The organism is Salinimicrobium oceani, assembly GCF_012037645.1.
Window position 1 is genome coordinate 112,619 of record NZ_JAAVJR010000005.1, and the last position, 17,608, is coordinate 130,226.

17 protein-coding genes are annotated in these 17,608 nt (G+C 42.2%); 10 read left to right on the plus strand and 7 right to left on the minus strand.

Annotated features, from left to right (window positions below; all coding sequences use genetic code 11):
• Positions 1-18: 18 nt before the first annotated feature.
• The 3 genes from HC175_RS10110 to HC175_RS10120 all read right to left on the minus strand — a co-directional run bounded on the left by HC175_RS10110 (position 19) and on the right by HC175_RS10120 (position 3,248).
• Complete coding sequence (locus tag HC175_RS10110; RefSeq protein ID WP_168138379.1) at positions 19-1,191, minus strand: baeRF7 domain-containing protein; 1,173 nt, start codon at positions 1,189-1,191, stop codon at positions 19-21.
• Between the two features lie 160 nt (positions 1,192-1,351).
• Positions 1,352-2,173 (minus strand): DUF1853 family protein, encoded by an 822-nt coding sequence (locus HC175_RS10115; RefSeq protein ID WP_168138380.1) that lies wholly within the window; start codon positions 2,171-2,173, stop codon positions 1,352-1,354.
• Position 2,174: 1 nt separating this feature from the next.
• The gene (locus HC175_RS10120; RefSeq protein WP_168138381.1) at positions 2,175-3,248 is read right to left on the minus strand and encodes an AI-2E family transporter; all 1,074 of its coding nucleotides are present in this window, start codon (positions 3,246-3,248) and stop codon (positions 2,175-2,177) included.
• Between the two features lie 127 nt (positions 3,249-3,375).
• On the opposite strand from HC175_RS10120, the gene HC175_RS10125 reads away from it, so the two are divergent.
• On the plus strand, positions 3,376-4,161 hold the full coding sequence (locus HC175_RS10125; RefSeq protein WP_168138382.1) for a tRNA pseudouridine synthase A: 786 nt from the start codon (positions 3,376-3,378) through the stop codon (positions 4,159-4,161).
• 73 nt (positions 4,162-4,234) lie between these two features.
• Here HC175_RS10125 and recQ read toward each other — a convergent pair whose 3' ends face one another.
• Entirely contained in the window at positions 4,235-6,337 is a 2,103-nt protein-coding gene (gene recQ, locus HC175_RS10130) for a DNA helicase RecQ (protein ID WP_168138383.1), read from the minus strand.
• Positions 6,338-6,456: 119 nt separating this feature from the next.
• On the opposite strand from recQ, the gene corA reads away from it, so the two are divergent.
• Complete coding sequence (corA, locus tag HC175_RS10135; protein WP_168138384.1) at positions 6,457-7,539, plus strand: magnesium/cobalt transporter CorA; 1,083 nt, start codon at positions 6,457-6,459, stop codon at positions 7,537-7,539.
• Position 7,540: 1 nt separating this feature from the next.
• On the opposite strand, the gene HC175_RS10140 is transcribed toward corA, so the two are convergent.
• Complete coding sequence (locus HC175_RS10140) at positions 7,541-8,002, minus strand: hemerythrin domain-containing protein (RefSeq protein ID WP_168138385.1); 462 nt, start codon at positions 8,000-8,002, stop codon at positions 7,541-7,543.
• Between the two features lie 186 nt (positions 8,003-8,188).
• On the opposite strand from HC175_RS10140, the gene HC175_RS10145 reads away from it, so the two are divergent.
• The 8 genes from HC175_RS10145 (at position 8,189) to HC175_RS10180 (ending at position 15,635) form a co-directional block, all read left to right on the plus strand.
• Entirely contained in the window at positions 8,189-9,154 is a 966-nt protein-coding gene (locus tag HC175_RS10145; RefSeq protein WP_168138386.1) for a TIGR03885 family FMN-dependent LLM class oxidoreductase, read from the plus strand.
• A 6-nt stretch (positions 9,155-9,160) separates the two neighbouring features.
• A complete protein-coding gene (locus tag HC175_RS10150; RefSeq protein ID WP_168138387.1) occupies positions 9,161-10,801 on the plus strand; it encodes an alpha-amylase family protein in 1,641 nt (546 codons plus the stop codon).
• Positions 10,798-12,411, plus strand: coding sequence for an alpha-amylase family glycosyl hydrolase (locus tag HC175_RS10155; RefSeq protein WP_168138388.1), 1,614 nt, complete (start codon positions 10,798-10,800; stop codon positions 12,409-12,411). Before HC175_RS10150 ends, HC175_RS10155 begins: the two co-directional genes overlap by 4 nt.
• On the plus strand, positions 12,395-12,766 hold the full coding sequence (locus HC175_RS10160; protein WP_168138389.1) for a sensory rhodopsin transducer: 372 nt from the start codon (positions 12,395-12,397) through the stop codon (positions 12,764-12,766). Before HC175_RS10155 ends, HC175_RS10160 begins: the two co-directional genes overlap by 17 nt.
• Positions 12,767-13,954, plus strand: a complete 1,188-nt coding sequence (locus HC175_RS10165; RefSeq protein WP_168138390.1) for a D-arabinono-1,4-lactone oxidase — start codon at positions 12,767-12,769, stop codon at positions 13,952-13,954. It abuts the gene before it with no gap.
• Entirely contained in the window at positions 13,951-14,325 is a 375-nt protein-coding gene (locus HC175_RS10170; RefSeq protein WP_168138391.1) for a sensory rhodopsin transducer, read from the plus strand. Before HC175_RS10165 ends, HC175_RS10170 begins: the two co-directional genes overlap by 4 nt.
• Positions 14,326-14,336: 11 nt before the next feature.
• Positions 14,337-15,203 carry an EamA family transporter gene (locus tag HC175_RS10175; RefSeq protein ID WP_168138392.1) on the plus strand — a complete coding sequence of 289 codons (867 nt, stop codon included), beginning with the start codon at positions 14,337-14,339 and terminating at the stop codon, positions 15,201-15,203.
• Positions 15,204-15,293: 90 nt separating this feature from the next.
• Positions 15,294-15,635, plus strand: coding sequence for a hypothetical protein (locus HC175_RS10180; protein ID WP_209309965.1), 342 nt, complete (start codon positions 15,294-15,296; stop codon positions 15,633-15,635).
• Between the two features lie 6 nt (positions 15,636-15,641).
• Here HC175_RS10180 and HC175_RS10185 read toward each other — a convergent pair whose 3' ends face one another.
• Entirely contained in the window at positions 15,642-16,541 is a 900-nt protein-coding gene (locus HC175_RS10185; protein WP_168138394.1) for a M14 family metallopeptidase, read from the minus strand.
• Between the two features lie 13 nt (positions 16,542-16,554).
• Complete coding sequence (locus HC175_RS10190; protein ID WP_168138395.1) at positions 16,555-17,604, minus strand: glutathione synthetase; 1,050 nt, start codon at positions 17,602-17,604, stop codon at positions 16,555-16,557.
• Between the last annotated feature and the right edge of the window lie 4 nt (positions 17,605-17,608).

Here is a 17,608-nt window from a genome sequence, read left to right on the forward strand (position 1 = left end):
TATAACGCAGCAGTACGATCAATACCTGTAAACTGCATTCATTTTGGAATCATTGTTTGGCATAAATTCCTTTTCCACAAGATAGACCTTGCCTTTTTGCTCAATAACTTTTACAGCTGCAAGGTTCATGAGGGAAAGACTTCCGTTTTTCCTTTCATCATGTACATCTACAGAGGCCATATTTTCATTGTAATTCCCCCAAATATCTTCGCGGTTCTGCAGGAAGAGCGTATCCACTTTTCCTTCGAAGATTGCGGGAATGATCTCACTTACACTAGAAGATGTTCTTGAAGGATTAAGTTCGTTAAATTCTTTCATTTTCACTTCTCTTTCTTCTTTGAAATGGGGTTCCAGCACATCAAGAGCAGCGGCATGAAGCCCTAAAAAGCTGTCGTGGTCTGCCTCAGGATTCCCGGGCACAGGCTTCGGAAAAAGATATTTGTACCGACTCGCTTCGCGATAAATTGGGAAATAAGAATCCTGGCATGCTACTACCAGGGGCACGTGCTCATTGTGAAGGAGCTCATAAATCCCTTTGTCTACCGCCCTGAAGTATCGCAGGATCTCATTTTTGCGATCGCGACTGGCCGGTTCATATCCATGCTGTGTGGAAGTGCCATCGGCATTGGCACCTACAGCGTTTCTTTGTGTTTTATGCTTACTGTTCTTTTCTTCGTAATCGTATCCCACCCTGTCTTCTAATCGATCTGGTGTGAGGTCATCAATTTTCACCTCGCCAATTGAAAATCGGGTAGCTTCATACAATTTCACCTCATCAAGTTGCAGGTGTAGAAGGTAGAATCTCCCGTCTCCATTGAACATAGGTACAAGAGGTTTTAAATAAAAGTGATCTGCGACATAAGTAAAAGTTTCAAAATTCACCGGTACTGTATACCTTTCTGAAAAACCATCTGCGAGAAACAGGGCAAGTCCGTCGCTTTGGTGTCTCCAGAAATCTCTGTCATCCAGGAGGCTTTCAATCGGTTTACCTATTTTATCTATCTTTTCCTGTGCCAGGCCCATTGCCTTAAGCTCTTCAGTCGCCTTTTTCCACTGACTTTTTAGATTGATCTTATCTTTTTCTTCGAGTACGTCTTTACCTGCTCTTTGAGTAGGGATGAAAATAGATACGCACGGGTTACTGTCAAATTTTGCTAAGCTTTCGAATTGTTCTTTTGTCAAAATTGGCATGATCTATAGTTTTTGCGGAAGAAAAGAGCCCAAACACGCGGCCCGCTTCCAGATTTATATTACCTAGTTAAGATACTAAGATGACAAAAAAGCCACAGGACTGCACATCATAATTTTTCCTTAATGAGCTGGGGTTTAGCCGTTAATATTCTGCTAAGGCCTACCACCACACTACGAAGAAGCGCTCCAAATCGCCCTCGGGAGTTTTCATCCAAAGCAGGGGAGCGTACTGTTTATTTAGCAGGGGAGTGATGATGTTCACAATTTCATCGAAGGAGTTCCAGGAAATTTTCCTGGTGGGTAAAACTGGCCAGTACTTTTTTCTTGGGCAGAAGAACTTATTGTTAGCATAAGTGGTTGCATTAAAATCTGAAGCGTGGATCCAGAAACCTGCCACGGCGGCGGGATGAATTTTCTGAAAGCTGATCTTTTCGAATTGCTTCGGAAGAAAAACTGCTGCCTTAAAACACATTTTTTGAACCACCTCTTCAGGTGCTATATGAAGTTCGCGCAGCAAATCTCTCGTTGGCTCCTGAAATAGCATAGGAAATTGCCATTTTTGAAGCCTTTCTAATTTTCTGTTCAGGCTGTCCCTTTTATTAGGACCAATAAAATGATCTAGCTCTGAAGTGCCTGTAGCGGGATCAAAGAGATAGAATTTGTAGATCAACTCCACATGAGAAATTTCTTCAGAAACCGAATTCTTCAGGAGGAAATCCAATTCTCCCAGGGTGCGCTTGTGGTGGATGATCTGTTGATTCTGCAGCAGAATTTCTTCAGAAGTAAAGGAGGAAAGGTAACAGGCAAAGAAATGCTCCATGCGTTTCCCTAGCACAGTTGCTCCTGGAGGTGATAAAACTTTGTTGTCAAGAACTTCAGGAATGAAGGTCCGTAGAAGCGGGTACTCAAAAAGGGTATTTTCAGCAAAGATTTCTGACGTTGCCAGGAAACCCTGAAACTGTTCTTCTAGAGTGAATTCCATCTTAATCCTTCTCCTTGCTCAACAAAAATCCGAAGGGTTTTAAGGGCGAAATATGATCGAAAACCACATTTACGATGGCCAGGATAGGAATAGATAGCACCATACCAGCAATTCCCCATACCATTCCGCCAATGATCACGGCCAGGATCACGAAAAATGGATGAAGATCTACCTGGTCTCCTACAATATAGGGTTCCAGGATGTAACTTTCCACAAACTGGGCTACAGTAAAGGTGAGAACGATGCCAATCAATATTCCGGTTTCTCCCGAAACCAGATAGCCGAAGATCATTGCCAGCCCGAAACCTACAATATTGCCAATGTATGGCAGGAGACTCAAAACAGCAGCCAGCAAACTAATAAGAATGAAATTATTTACTCCCGAAATACCCAGTCCTATGGCATATAAGACTGCAAGGAGCCCAATGAGTATCAATTTTCCCACCAGGTATTTCTGGGTTACTTTGGCAGAATTTTCGATTACCGATTGTACTTTATGCCGCTTTGAATCGGGGAAAAGCAACAGCAGGAACTTTTTGAATCTATGTCGGTAATTCAGTAGGAAAAAGAGATAAATAAAAGTGAGCAGATAATCCCCAAAGAATCCAAGAACTTTATTTAGAAAAGTAGCAGCCTTTTGTCCCGCATTCGAGTTGCTGTTCATTAGGAAACCTCCCGAGCCCTGGTCTGAACTTTCCAGATCTTTCGCGTTCAAGGGAGTGTGCTCGAGTAAAAAAGCCTTGAGATTCTCGACCTTAGGCTTCATAGTTTCTTTGATTTGGGGCCAGTCATCTACCACGGTTTTCACCTGCATGGAAACCAAAGCCATGAATCCTACAGAAACCAGGAGGACTATAAAAGTACTCAGAAGAGAGGAGGTGGACCGGTTTAAAAAGGTCTTCTCCATTCTTCGGGAAAGCGGGATCATGAGCAAAGCGAGGATCGTAGCTGTAGCCAGCGGAATGAGAAAACTACTGGCTTTAACAAGACTCAGGAAAAGAACATAGATCCCCACCAGGAAGAGTGTTGCATAAATTAGGATCTGCTTTCCTTTAGAAGAGGTGATTTTTTCCATATGTAGTGAAGATACAAAAGTAAGTGGCAATTAATTTTAAGTAAAAGTTAAAGGGTTTTTATCACTGGAAAAGGACTAAACCTTAGAAAATGCAGATTAAAAGCTAAATTGCGCGGAAAGGATCATTGTGAACAAACAGAAGTATTTTTACCTTATTAAGATCCAGTACCTGGGTTTCAGGTTGCACGGCTGGCAAAAACAGCCGGGCCTGAAAACTGTAGAAGGTTTGATAAAAAAGACGTTGCGCTTTGTGCTGGGGGAGCTTCAATTCAAGATCCTGGGTTCCAGTCGTACAGATGCTATGGTTTCTGCACATGAATCTGCATTTGAGCTCTTTACTTATCACGAGCCTCTTGAAAATCTTGCCGATTTTCTAGTACTGTTTAACCGCAATTTACCTCCAGATGTAAGAGCTTTGAGCATTAAAGAAGTAGGCCCCGATTTTAATATCATTCAGCACCCTAAGAGGAAGGAATACCTATATTTGTTTTCTTTTGGGAAGAAAAGCCATCCTTTTGCTGCTCCTCTTTTAGCTACATTCCTCGAAAAGCTTGACCTGGACGCCATGAAGAACGGCGCCAGACTTTTTGAAGGCACCCATTCTTTTCATAACTACTGTACCAAGCCTACAGAACATACTATTCTGGAGCGAGAGATCAATACCTGTGAGATTGTGCTCAATACAGAAATTACAGCCAGCTTCTTTCCGGAAAGATCTTATTTACTGAGAATATCGGGCAGCGGATTTCTAAGAAACCAGATTCGGTTAATGATGGGGGCGCTGGTACTGCTGGGGAGAGACGACCTTTCTTTAGATGATATAAAATCTAGTCTTGATCCTGCAATTCAAATGCCTATGAGCTTTATCGCGCCAGGAAGCGGCTTAATTCTTAATAAAGTAGATTTCGATTAAGGCATTGCAAAAATGCCTTTTTTGAAAGGCGAGAGGAATACTCGTTATTTCAGAAATAAGCCCCAGGTTAACCTTATCCTTCTTTTGCCAGAATGGTAAGTGCGACACGTATTGTTCCGTAATCCATTGCTTCCTGGAAATGTTCGAAATAAGGGCGTAAGGTTTCGGCTCCATCGAGCTCGGCTTTAGCTTTTCGAACAGCAGCCAGATCGACTTCAGAAATAAAACTTTTGAGATCTACATCTTCTCCTGTCTCGTATAGTTTTGAAAGATGAGAGAAAACAGTGGTGGGAGAGAGATTCCTGGCTCCTGCAATTTCTTCTATACTCATTCCTTCCTTATACAGCTTAAAAGTTTCCTTATAGGTATTGCCTTTTTTACGAGATTTCTTTTCCCTTTTTTCCTTGCTGTGTGCAATGATCTCTTTGATGAATTTGTACCCGTAGTTCTGCATTTTTTGCCTCCCAACCCCACTAATTTGCATAAACTCTTCATCGGTCATTGGTCTTTCTTTTTCCATTTCCTTTAAAGTGGCATCATTGAAAATAAGATAGGCGGGAATTCCTTCATCTTTTGCGAGCTCCAGTCTTAGTTTTCTTAACCTCTCAAAAAGGGTATTTTCTGCACTTGTTCGTTCTACAGTGGGTTCTTTCTTTAGCTCTGCCTGGGTGACATCAGCCAGCGAAACTTTTTCTCCGTTGAAAAGGACATTTTTGGCAAGGCTCGTGAGTTTGATCTTGTTCTGATCGTGGAATGCGATCTCCAGGTATCCCTGGTTGATCAATTGGATCATGTACTGCTGCCAGTCTCTCCAGGAAACATCTCCGGCAATTCCATAGGTGCTCAAATTTTGATAAGCCTTTTCCAAAACCTGTGCATTTTGTGCGCCCCGTAAAACGTCAATGACCATAGAAACTGGTTCCTGCTCTCTTAGTCGATAAACAGTAGAAAGAGCTTTCTGCGCAAGCAGAGTGCCGTCAAAGAATTCTGGTGGATTGCGGCACACATCACAGTTGCCACAATCCTTTGAGATCAATTCTCCGAAATAGCTGAGAAGAATTCTTCTGCGACAGCTCAAGGCTTCGGAATATTGTTTCATGCGCTCAAGTTTGGCCAGTTGAACTTCAGCATTGCCCGATCCTTCAGCAAACTTCTGAAGCTGCACTACATCGGCATAACTATGAAAGAGCAGGGTGGAAGAAGGCAAACCATCACGGCCGGCCCTTCCTATTTCCTGATAGTAACCTTCTAAATTCTTAGGCATGTTGTAGTGTATCACCCACCTCACATTTGATTTGTCGATTCCCATTCCGAAGGCAATTGTGGCACAGATCACCTCATTCCTGTCATTGATAAAATCTTCCTGGATCTTTATGCGCTCCTGGTGGGAAAGACCTGCGTGATAAGCCTCGGCATTAAAACCTTTGGCTTTTAATTTTGCCGCGAGCTCCTCGGTGTTTTTCCGGCTTAGGCAGTAAATGATCCCACTTTCAGATTTTCTACCTTTCAAAAATGCCATTATTTGCTCGAATTTCTTGATTCCTGGGCGAACTTCAAGACTCAGGTTCTTTCTATCAAAAGACGAAAGGTGCTGTGCAGCATGAGGAATATTCAATTGATCACAAATGTCCTTGCGGGTCGCTTTATCGGCTGTTGCAGTAAGTGCGATGATGGGAGTTTCGGGATGTCGGTTCTTGAGGTATCCCAGCTGCGTATATGCCGGTCTGAAGTCATGGCCCCAGCTGGAAATGCAATGAGCTTCATCAATAGCAATAAGGCTAATGTTCCCTGCGGAGAAAACAGCATCAATGAACTGCAGACTTTCGGGTGCTACATAAAGCAACTTGATCTCGTTCTTCTGTATTTTGCTGAAGATCTCCTGTTGCTCTTTTTCTTTCTGACTGCTGTTCAGAAAAGCTGCTGGAATGCCATTTGCGGTCAAACCGTCTACCTGGTCCTTCATCAAGGCGATCAATGGGGAAATAACAATGGTGATCCCCGGAAGTAAAATGGCCGGTAACTGGAAACAAATGGATTTTCCACCCCCGGTAGGCATGATCACCAGGTTGTCCTTTTTGTCAAAAACCGAATTGATTATTTGCTGCTGTAACGGCCTGAAGCTGTCGTATCCAAAATATTCCTTAAGTGTTGCTAAGATCAATTCTTCCTTTACCATTGTGCAAAGAAATATAAACCTAATGCAATAGACAATGAATAGCTGCTGAAAAAGGAAGTTTTGCGCATGCCTGTTCTAATAGGCTGAAGTTTCTTACTTTTAGAAAAACATTTTCCTACATGGCAAAAAGAATGCGTTACCTGCCAAGGCGGCCAAAATCTACAAAAGCCCTGAATCAGGCCCCTGGAACCGTAACTTACGTGGGTACAAAAGAACAGGCCGAGACCGTTCTGGAAGTCATAGATTACAATGCAGATCATTTTGAAAGGTTCAACTCCAAATCTCCCGAAGATGCATTTCAATTTGAGGCCGAAGATCGCACTACCTGGATCAATATCGATGGTTTAAGCAATACTGCGGAAATCGAGAAGGTTGGAAAATATTATGACCTGCATCCTCTTATCATTGAAGACATTGTAAACACCAATCAGCGACCCAAGATCGATGAGTATGACGACTATTTCTTTATAGTCGCCAAGATGCTTTATTACAGGGAAGATGGTCGTTTGGAAAATGAACATATAAGCATTGTGCTGGGGAAAAATTATGTCATTACTTTCCAGGAAGCAGGAGGAGATGTTTTTGAGGGAGTGAGGGAAAGACTTTCAAAAGCAAAGGGCAGAATAAGAAGCAGAGGGGCAGATTATCTTGCATATGCTCTTCTGGATGCCATAGTGGATAACTACTTTTTAGTGGTGGAAGAAATGAGCGATAAGATCGAGACCATGGAAGAGAATCTTATCCACGCTCAACCAAATGATGATACTACCCTGGAGATCCAGGAATTAAAGCGCACCATGCTGCGCATAAGGCGAGCCGTTAATCCTTTAAGGGAGGTTGTAAGCCGTCTTGAAAAGATCGATAATGAACTGGTGCAGCAGCAAACGATAAATTACATAAAAGATCTTTATGATCACCTCATCCAGGTTTCAGAGAATATTGAGATCTACAGAGAAATGACCTGGGGCCTCATGGATATGTATATGACCACCATTAGCAATAAAATGAATGAGGTGATGAAGGTATTGACCATCATGGCATCCATCTTTATTCCGCTGACCTTTCTGGCCGGTTTGTACGGAATGAATTTCGAATATATGCCAGAGCTTCATTATAAATACAGTTATCCAGCATTACTGGGGATCATGTTTTTTTTACTGATGCTGATGTTGTATTACTTTAAGAAAAAGCGGTGGATGTAATTTAGGTCCAGAATTTATCTGCCCAATCATCAGGATCTGGGGTAAGGATCTTCTTTTCCTTATTGTCGATCTGCCTTATTTTCTCTTCGGGCACCACCCTTTGAATTTCTGTGAATAATTCTCGTTCTTCGAATCTTATATGCCGGTTGAGCTCAATTTCTATAGCGCGTAGAGCTGGAGTATCCAGGCTTGTATGAAACAATTCCTTAAGACGTCTGTGTTCCTTTAATGCTCTCTCCACCATGGGATGATCCTCTCCTAAAAGGGGAAAAACCTCAGCTTCTTCAAATTGAAAATGAGGTACTAGCTGGGAAGAAAAGAAATAATCCAGGTAACCCTTTATTCTTTCCTGTTCAACTCCGTTTTTTAATCCTACCGTAATTTTCCAGCACAAGAGAAGCCCGTGGTGGTGGTCTCTGCTAAGAGGTTTTAAATTTTCATGTCTTTTCAAAGGTGTGGTCATGGATTATTTTTTATTAAAGGTAAGGAGATTATTTGCGAGTTCTTTATGAGACAGATCACAAGATAAGGAGCCTGGGGTCCTTCGAGATTTTATCTTTTTTTTAATACGGGAAATCGTAATTATCATGATAAGCTTTATAATTTAGAAGAGCATTGAAAAATTTTTATGAATTAAACACCTAATTCTATGAAGATCGGTTTTCACGCTTCCCATGAACAATTTTCACCCAGGCATCTTTTAGATCTGGTTCAGAAAGCTGAAGAGGCAGGATTTCGGGCGGTCTTATCTTCAGACCATTTTCATCCCTGGAGTGATGAACAAGGAGAGAGTGGATTCGCCTGGAGCTGGCTGGGAGCGGCAATGCAAGCGACTAATCTTGAATTTGGAATAGTCAACGCCCCTGGGCAGCGATATCATCCCACTATCATTGCACAGGCCGCAGCTACCCTGGATGAGATGTTCCCCGGAAGATTTTTTATGTGCTCTGGCAGCGGACAATTGCTGAATGAGAACATCACCGGAGAAAAATGGCCTTCAAAAAGAAATAGGAACATCAGGTTGCAGGAAGCGGTCGAAGTCATGCGACGGCTATGGAAAGAGGAAGATTACATTAATCATGAAGGCATGTTTACTGTAGAACGTGCAAAGCTCTTTACCAAACCTATCCAGCCACCCATGATCTTTGGTGCAGCAATTACCGAAAAAACAGCAGCCTGGCTTTCTTCCTGGGCAGATGGCTTGATCACAATTTCAAAACCTGTGGACGAACTACAAAAAATGGTGGAAGCTTTTCAGGGAGCAGAAGGAGCTAATAAGCCAATGACTTTGAAAGTACAGATCTCATATGATAAAGACCGAGAAAAAGCCTTGACCGGTGCCTGGAAACAATGGCGCAACAATATCTATCCCAGTAAGCTGATCGCCGACATTGATAGCCCCGAAAAATTCGATGCATTGGGTGCCAATACGCGGAAGGAAGATCTTGAAAAGCATGTGATCATTGGAAACAAACCCGAAACCTTTATTGAAAAGATCAGGGAATTTAAGGCCATGGGCTTCGAAAAGATCATTATTCACAACGTAAATAAACAGCAGGAAGCTTTTATAGAATTTTTCGGGCAGGAAGTTTTGCCAGAATTTAAACAGGATTAAGATCAAATGAATAAATACTGGTACAAAAATGCGATCATCTACTCCCTGGATGTAGAGACTTTTAAAGATTCCAATGATGATGGAACAGGCGATTTTGAGGGCCTGAAAGGTGCGCTCACCTATTTGTCAAGTTTAGGCGTAACCTGCCTTTGGTTGCTGCCAGTTTTCGACACTCCTAATCGCGATAATGGTTATGATGTGCGCGATTATTATAAAATCGATGCGCGCCTTGGCGACATGGGGCATTTTGCACAACTCATAGATGCTGCTGAGGAGGTAGGAATTCGAATTTTAATGGACCTGGCAGTAAATCACACTTCTGTAGAGCACGAATGGTTTCAGAAATCACGTGCCGACAAAAATTCGAAATACCGCAACTATTATATCTGGGTAGAAGAGAAGCCAGATGATCCCGAGCCTAACATGATGGCAGGAGAAGGCGAAAAAGGCACGAGCTGGAAGTATGACAAAAAGGCCAGGGCCTGGTACTTTCATTCCTTTTATCCACACCAGCCCGACCTAAATCTCTCAAATCCAGATGTGCAGAAGGAGATTTTCAGGATCATGCATTTTTGGCTAAAGCTAGGGATCTCCGGTTTCCGGATCGATGCCGCGCCACATATGTTCAAGGAAAAAGGAAAGATGGATTTTGATGGAGATCCACATGAGATCTTCAGGCACTTCAGAGAATTTGTAGAAACCCAGAAACCAGATGCCATACTCCTGGCCGAAGTGGATCTGGATCCCAACCAGTATGACAAATACCTGGGAAATGAAGACCAGATGCATATGCTCTTTAATTTTTATGTAAACAATTTCCTGTATCTGGCATTTGCCAGGGAAGAGGCAACGCCTTTGGCAAAAGCCATGCAGCGTATGCCCGAGATATCAGAAAAGGAGCAGTTGGCGGTTTTTCTTAGAAACCATGATGAACTGAACCTGGATAAATTGTCTAAAAATGAGAGAGAGGAAGTGTTCGAGGCCTTCGCGCCTAAGGAAAATATGAGAATCTTTGGCAGAGGAATAAGAAGAAGGCTGGCTTCTATCCTGGGGAACGACAGGAAAAAAATGGAACTGGCACACAGTCTTTTGTTTACCCTTCCTGGTACACCTGTACTGCGTTACGGGGAAGAATTAGGCATGGGAGAGGACCTTTCCATGGAAGGAAGGTCTAGTGTAAGAACCGTGATGCAGTGGGCGAATACCAAAAATGGCGGATTCTCAAATGCGCCTGAAGATAAGCTCATAAGAAATGTAATTTCTGGAGGAGAATTTGGATTTGAGAAAGTCAATGTCAGTGATCAGCACAGGGATCCCAATTCTTTTTTGAACTGGATCTCCAAGGCCATAGATTACAGGAAAGAATTTCCAGAATACGGCTGGGGAAAATCTACGATCATAGATACCGGAAATCCAAAGGTGCTGGGGCACTACATTAAATCTGAAAAAGGAATAGGCATCGCATTCCACAATTTTTCTAACAAAAAGCAGGTGATCGATTTTGATCTGAGTATTGATGATGAGCTGAAGGATTTGAGTGATACGTTTGGAAACATAAGGTATGAACCATTTGATCCTAAAGATGGAAAGGTCACCCTTACTCCTTATGGATATCGCTGGATGCACAAAAGAAATTTATACTTATGAAAGAGAAGGAATACTTATGGTGGGAAAAGGAAGTAATTTACCAGATCTATCCCCGTTCTTTTAAAGATAGTGATGGCGATGGAATAGGAGATCTAAGAGGGATCATTGAAAAGCTGGATTACCTGAAGGATCTTGGAGTGAAAGGAGTTTGGATCTCGCCGATCTTTCCGTCTCCCATGGCCGATTTTGGCTATGATGTAAGTGATTATACAGGTATACATCCTATGTTCGGAAATATGGATGATTTTGATGCTCTTCTAAAGGCAGTGCATAAAAAAGGACTAAAGTTGATCCTTGACCTGGTACCCAACCATTCCTCAAATGAACACCCGTGGTTCCTGGAATCCAGGAAGTCGAGAGACAACCCGAAACGCGACTGGTATATCTGGAAAGACCCTGCAGAAGATGGCGGACCTCCCAATAACTGGATGAGCGTTTTTGGAGGATCGGCCTGGGAATTTGATGAACTATCTGGGCAATACTACTACCATGCTTTCCTAAAGGAACAACCCGATCTCAATTGGAGAAACCCGGATGTCCAAAATGCCATTTTTGATGCCATGCGATTTTGGTTAGACAAAGGAGTAGATGGCTTTAGGGTAGATGTAATGTGGCACATGATCAAAGATGAACATTTCAGAAATAATCCGCCAAATCCCGATTTTAAAGAGGGAATGTCATCTTATAATAAAGTGATCCCCACGTATTCCACAGACCAGGATGAGGTTCATGACATTGTGGAGAAAATGCGAAAGGTCATTGAAGAATATGAGGAGAGATTACTTATCGGGGAGATCTATCTGCCTATTGACAAATTGGTGAAATATTATGGGCACGAGAATAACGGGGCACATCTTCCTTTTAATTTTCAGCTACTGGAGTTAGCCTGGGATGCCGAAAGGATCAACAGAGCTATTAATGAGTATGAAGGCGCTTTACCCGAAAATGGATGGCCAAACTGGGTGCTGGGAAACCATGACAATTCAAGAATAGCCTCTAGAATTGGAAAGGAGCAGGCAAGGGTGGCAGCAATGATGTTACTTACTCTTAGAGGCACACCCACCATTTACTATGGTGATGAACTGGGAATGGAGAATGTAGCTATTCCTGAAGATAAGATCAAAGATCCGCAGGCTTTGAACGAACCGGGAGTGGGTAGAAGCAGGGATCCTGAAAGAACACCAATGTTATGGGACGACACTCAAAATGCAGGCTTCTCAACAGCTGAACCCTGGTTGCCCGTAAGTCAAGATTTTAAAGAGCTCAATGTAAAGCGACATTGGGACAAGGACGGCTCTATGCTACAGCTACATCGAAAGTTATTGAAAATAAGAGCAGAGGAACCAGCCCTTCATATTGGTGATTATGAACCTGTCTTTACGGAAAAGAACCTGTTGTCTTACATCCGGAAACATGAGAATGATAGATTCTTGGTCATCTTGAATCTTGGAAATACAGAATTGAATTTTACTCCCAGTTTCAAATGGTCGGGAATAATAATGTTGTCTACGCATCCCGAGATGGAAGGAAAGGAAGTGCGAGACGAAATAAAGATCGCGGGAAATTTAGGATTGTTAATCAAATTAGATAATAATGAGAACATTAGGTAAAAAGACATGGGTAATTGCAGAGGGCTATATACCAGCCTATGGTACAGGAAAGGAACCTGAATTTACAAGCCACGAAACCGCATGTATCCTTAACACCTCCATTCAAAATGCAGAAGTTGAACTAACTATTTTCTTTGCAGACAAAGATCCGGTGGGGCCGTATAAAGTTACGGTAGAGGCGCAGCGCACAAAGCATTTAAGGTTCAATGACCTTAAAGATCCGGAGCCAGTACCTCTGGGAACAGACTACGCTTGCGTCATAGAGTCTTCAGTTCCTATTGTGGTGCAACATACGCGTTTGGATTCAAGACAGGCCGAAAATGCTCTTTTAACGACCATTGCATATTCGGAGTAGATGACGATCTTCAAAAACTGGAGCGGAAGTATGGCCTTTACTCCGGGGGAGATCGTGACTCCCGAGGGGGAAGAGCAGGTATGTGACTTAGTTAAAAAAGCCTGCAAAGAAGGAAAGAAGGTTAGAGTAGTGGGAGCAGGACATTCTTCATCGCCTCTTGTAAGAACAGATGATTATTTGCTCTCCCTTGAACATTTCAGCGGAGTAGAGGATCCCGATCTTGAAAATCATACAGCGACAGTAGTAGCAGGGATGACGGTAAAGGAGGCTGGAAAAGACCTTTTTAGGTATGGTTTGGCCATGCACAATACCGGAGATGTCGATGTTCAAACCCTGGCCGGAGCGATAGGAACGGGGACTCACGGCACGGGAGTGGAACTCGCTAACCTCTCTACCATGCTTTGGGGTGTGAAAATGGTGACAGGCACAGGCGATATTGTAGAGCTGAATAAAAAGAATAATGAGGAAGATATGAAGGCGCTTCAGGTTTCTATGGGGAGTTGTGGCATCTTTCTCAAAATGCAGCTGCAGCTGGAGCCTGCATATCATTTATATCGCAAGGAATATTGTGTAAGTTTAAAAGACTGCTTAGATCATTTTGAAGATCTTAAGAAGAACCGAAACTTTGATTTCTACTGGTATCCAAGAACAGATCTCTGCAAGATCAGGATCATGAATACACAAGAGGAAGAAATGCCTCGAATTCCATACGGAACTTTAGATCTGGAAAAAGAAGGTCCTGGCCATGAGATCTTACCGCGTTCCCGGCATCTCAAATTTGATGAAATGGAGTACGTCCTGCCAAAAGAACGTGCCATCGACTGTTTTTTAGAAGTTAGAAAGGAAGTAAAAGAGAATTTTAGAAGAGAGGTGGCATGGAGGATTCTCGTGCGCACCATAAAAGAAGATAATGCCTACCTTAGTCCTATGAGTGGGAGGGAATCTGTCACAATCTCTTTACATCATAACGCCGGCCTTAGTTTCTGGCAATATTTTAAAGCTATCGAACCAGTTTTCTTGAAATACGGAGGTCGACCGCATTGGGGGAAGAAATTTACTTTGAAAGCCCAACAGTTAAAAGATATGTATCCCAATTGGGCAAAATTTCAGCAGGTAAGGAAAAAATATGATCCGGAAAACACCTTTTTGACACCTTATATGCATAACCTTTTTATTTCAGGTCAATGAACAGAATTGGTAAATTAAACTGGGCCTTTGCTGGAGGTCATATTCCATTTGCGTCAACCGGCGAAGAACCAATGTTCAATAGTCATGATAAAATAGCTATTCTAAATACTGCGGAAGAGGAAGCGGAGATTGAAATTTTCATTTTCTATGAAAATTCTGCTCCTGTAGGTTCCTACTCGCTAAAAGTGAAGGCACAGCGCCTTAGGAAGGTAAGATTTAACGATCTCATTGACCCTGAAGCAATTCAATTAGAAAGGAAATTTAGTTGCTATCTTCGTTCCAGTTTACCTGTAGTTGTTCAATTTAGCAGGATGGATACAGGGCAGGCTGCGAATGCTGTCATGGGAACCATAGCTTTTCCTGCCGATTAATATTTGACACCATGTTAGGATTTTTACTGGCTTTTGGAACCGCAGTTTCTGAAGCTTTAAAAGATATTACCAGCAAGCACAATCTCCATCACGTAGATGAGTATACCGCGGCATTTGCCATGCACCTGGTTCAAAGTGTTTTGTTGATCCCCGTTGTTTTTTTCATGGGGATAGAACTAATGTCGGTTCGGTTTTTATGGACTTTATTAGCGAGCTCTCTTCTTCAGCTCATGGTGATCCTGCTTTATTTCAAGGCCATTAAGCGGTCAGAAATTTCAGTAACCCTTCCCTTAATAACGCTCACTCCGCTGTTCATGCTCATTACCTCTCCAATTATGATAGGGGAATTTCCAAATGCGCTGGGCCTGGTGGGGATCGTTTTAATTGTAATTGGTACTTACATCTCCAACCTGAGTGAGGATCCAAAAAAGATATTTGCACCCTTTGTTTCTCTGGTAAAGAACCAGGGATCAAGATATATGCTCATGGTGGCTTTTATTTGGAGTATAACTGCCAATCTTGACAAGATTGGAGTAGAGGAGACATCTCCCGTGTTTTGGGCCTTTACAAAAGATTTTACCATTCTTGTGTATCTGGTACCAATCCTTTTATGGAAGTCAAAGCACCCCTGGCTGCAAATAAGGAACAGAAAAGGGCCTTTCATGATGGTGGGTTTTTTCAGAACCACCAGCGTACTCGCGCACATGTTTGCGCTCCAGTTGATCCTGGTTCCTTATGTCATTACTATTAAAAGATCAAGTGCTATCTTCATCATCCTTTATGCATTCTTTTTCCTGAATGAAAAAAAGAACTTCAGGAACAGGATCATTGGGATCTTTATAGTTCTTTCGGGTCTTTTTGTGATTGCTATCTCCTAGCTCTCTTAAAAAGAGCTTTTTATCCAAAAATTTTTATTTAAAATATGGCGAAAAATGATTTACTTTAAGCTAGGTTCTAATTTTGAAGAGATGAAAAGCAAATTCCTGGTTTCCCTGAACTTCCTTATCCTTCTTGTGCTTTTGAGCTGCGGTACTACATCTGTGAATCGCTCTATGAAACCTATTGAAAGGCAGGCTATAGATATTCCCGAAAAATTTGACGCTCCCCATGGCGTTACCAGAACCAGTAATGCCTGTGTGAGCCCATTGACCGACCCACGGGATGGTACGACGATAAAAATGTACTCTTCCTTTGGATCTGAAGAAGTAGGTGATTATACGGTACCCGTGGGCAGGTATGGCGTTGGAGAAGATGAACTGCTTCGAATCAACTGCCGAACCGGTGTGGTAATGGGAATCGTGAAAAAATGAGTAGGCTCATTCTGCTTCTTCAATTACAAAAAATCCATCATTGCCCTGACTCTGGTAGAGCGGCATAAAAATATAAGCGTCCCAGTCACTTGTAATTTCGCTCCCATTACTGGTAGCCAGTAACTGTCCTTTTTTGATCTTCTGAAAGTTCTTAAAACCGGGTTCCATTTTAAATCGATCTCCTTTCTTGATCTCGTGCCGGTAAGTGATCTCAAAAACCTTTTGGGAGGGGGCATTTTTTTCTGTAAACCGTTCCACACATTCGGGATAACAGGAGAGCTTCGTTACATCGAGAGCATTTGCTTCTTTAAGACATAACCAAATCACCCCTTCATGGTTTTCTACAGAAGCAGGATTGTCATGCTGCCCGGCTTCAAAAACAAAACCTGTAAGGCCTGTGCGACTCATATAATGGTCTATGGCTCCGTAAATGATATCGCTGAAACCTCTTACGATATATGTGGGGAATCTCTGTGCCCATTGATCATTGTCATTAACATCCTGAACTGAGATGTATGGCAGGCTATCCGACGAGGTGGTGTGACAATCGAGGAAATATCTTTTGGAATAATCATCTTCAGAAAATTTTTCCAACACCTCAATGATCTCGTGCATCTCGCGCTGTTCCTGAGTTTCAGGATCCTGGTTCTTCACATTTTCTTCTGTCCAGGTTCGGTTGAGGTCTTCATCGATATATCGCTGTCCTTTTTCAAGCGCAGATTTATTTCCCATTACCCCCACAATTCGTCCTTCGATTGTGGGTTTGGTTTTTTCAAGTTCAGAAAATACCTTTTTTAAAGCCTTTACTCCGCTGGGTTCATTACCGTGAACTCCTGCAGTAACGAAAAGTAAAGGGCCGGGATGTCCACTTGAATAATCTCCTATGATTCTATTGTTCTCTTTCATACATTTTTCCTGTTTATGCCATCGTGGCTAGTACCTGATTAGAAATTTGTCCTTTGTACATTTTCTTGTACTCTACCTTTTTCTCAATTGCGTCTATTACAACATCAGAAAAATCGGGCAGGCCAATCTCCTCAAAATGGTCAAGTCCTCCTGGACTCAGAACATTGATCTCTATTAATTTGTCCTTTACTATATCCAGCCCAACAAAGAATAATCCATCTCTAATAAGTTTAGGGGCTGTAATTTCGATGATCCTTTTCATTTCCTCGGTGAGGGGACTTTTATCGCCAGTTCCTCCCTGGTTGAAATTACTTCGGAATTCTCCTTCTCCTGTTACTCTGCGAATAATTCCGAAGTTACCGTCCTTTTCCATAACGCGACCATTCATTAAAAGTACCCGTACATCCCCATCTTTAGCTGCAGGAAGATATTCCTGTGCAATGATATACCCTTGAGCAGAGAGATTTTCTATGATCTGGTTGAGGTTTTTCTCGTTCTTGTCTATAAGATATACATCTCTTCCTCCCGATCCTTCCAATGGCTTTAAAACCATTTTTTTCTTGTGCTTTTCAAAAAATTCCATCACATCTTCTTTCTTGCGGGTAATAATGGAATTAGGTTTAATGCTCGCAGGTAATTCTTCAAAATATAATTTGTCAATAAAGGCATTAGATAAGGCGTAAGCATCATTCAATACCAGAACGCCTTCCTGTTGGACCATACGTCCAAAAGCAACACCTGCCTGTTCTGCCCACTGTCGGGAAGAACCTTCTTCTGTAGGATTATTACGAATAAACAGCACATCAAGATCTTTTGCTGTTATTCTCTCTTTTGTGGCTTTGTCACTTTGTAAGAGTTCCAAATAGGCTGCCGGAGTCTTTGCTTCCAGTTTAGGAGAAACATAAGTAGAGTCAATACTAAGAGCCTCATTCTGGGAAAAGTAAAAATCTCCTACTCCCATAGCATAAACCTCGTGCTTTCTCTTTTGAGCTTCATGCATTAGATAGACGGTAGTGCCACAGGTTTCTGTTTCTACACTATTGATAACAAAACAAATCTTCATTCTT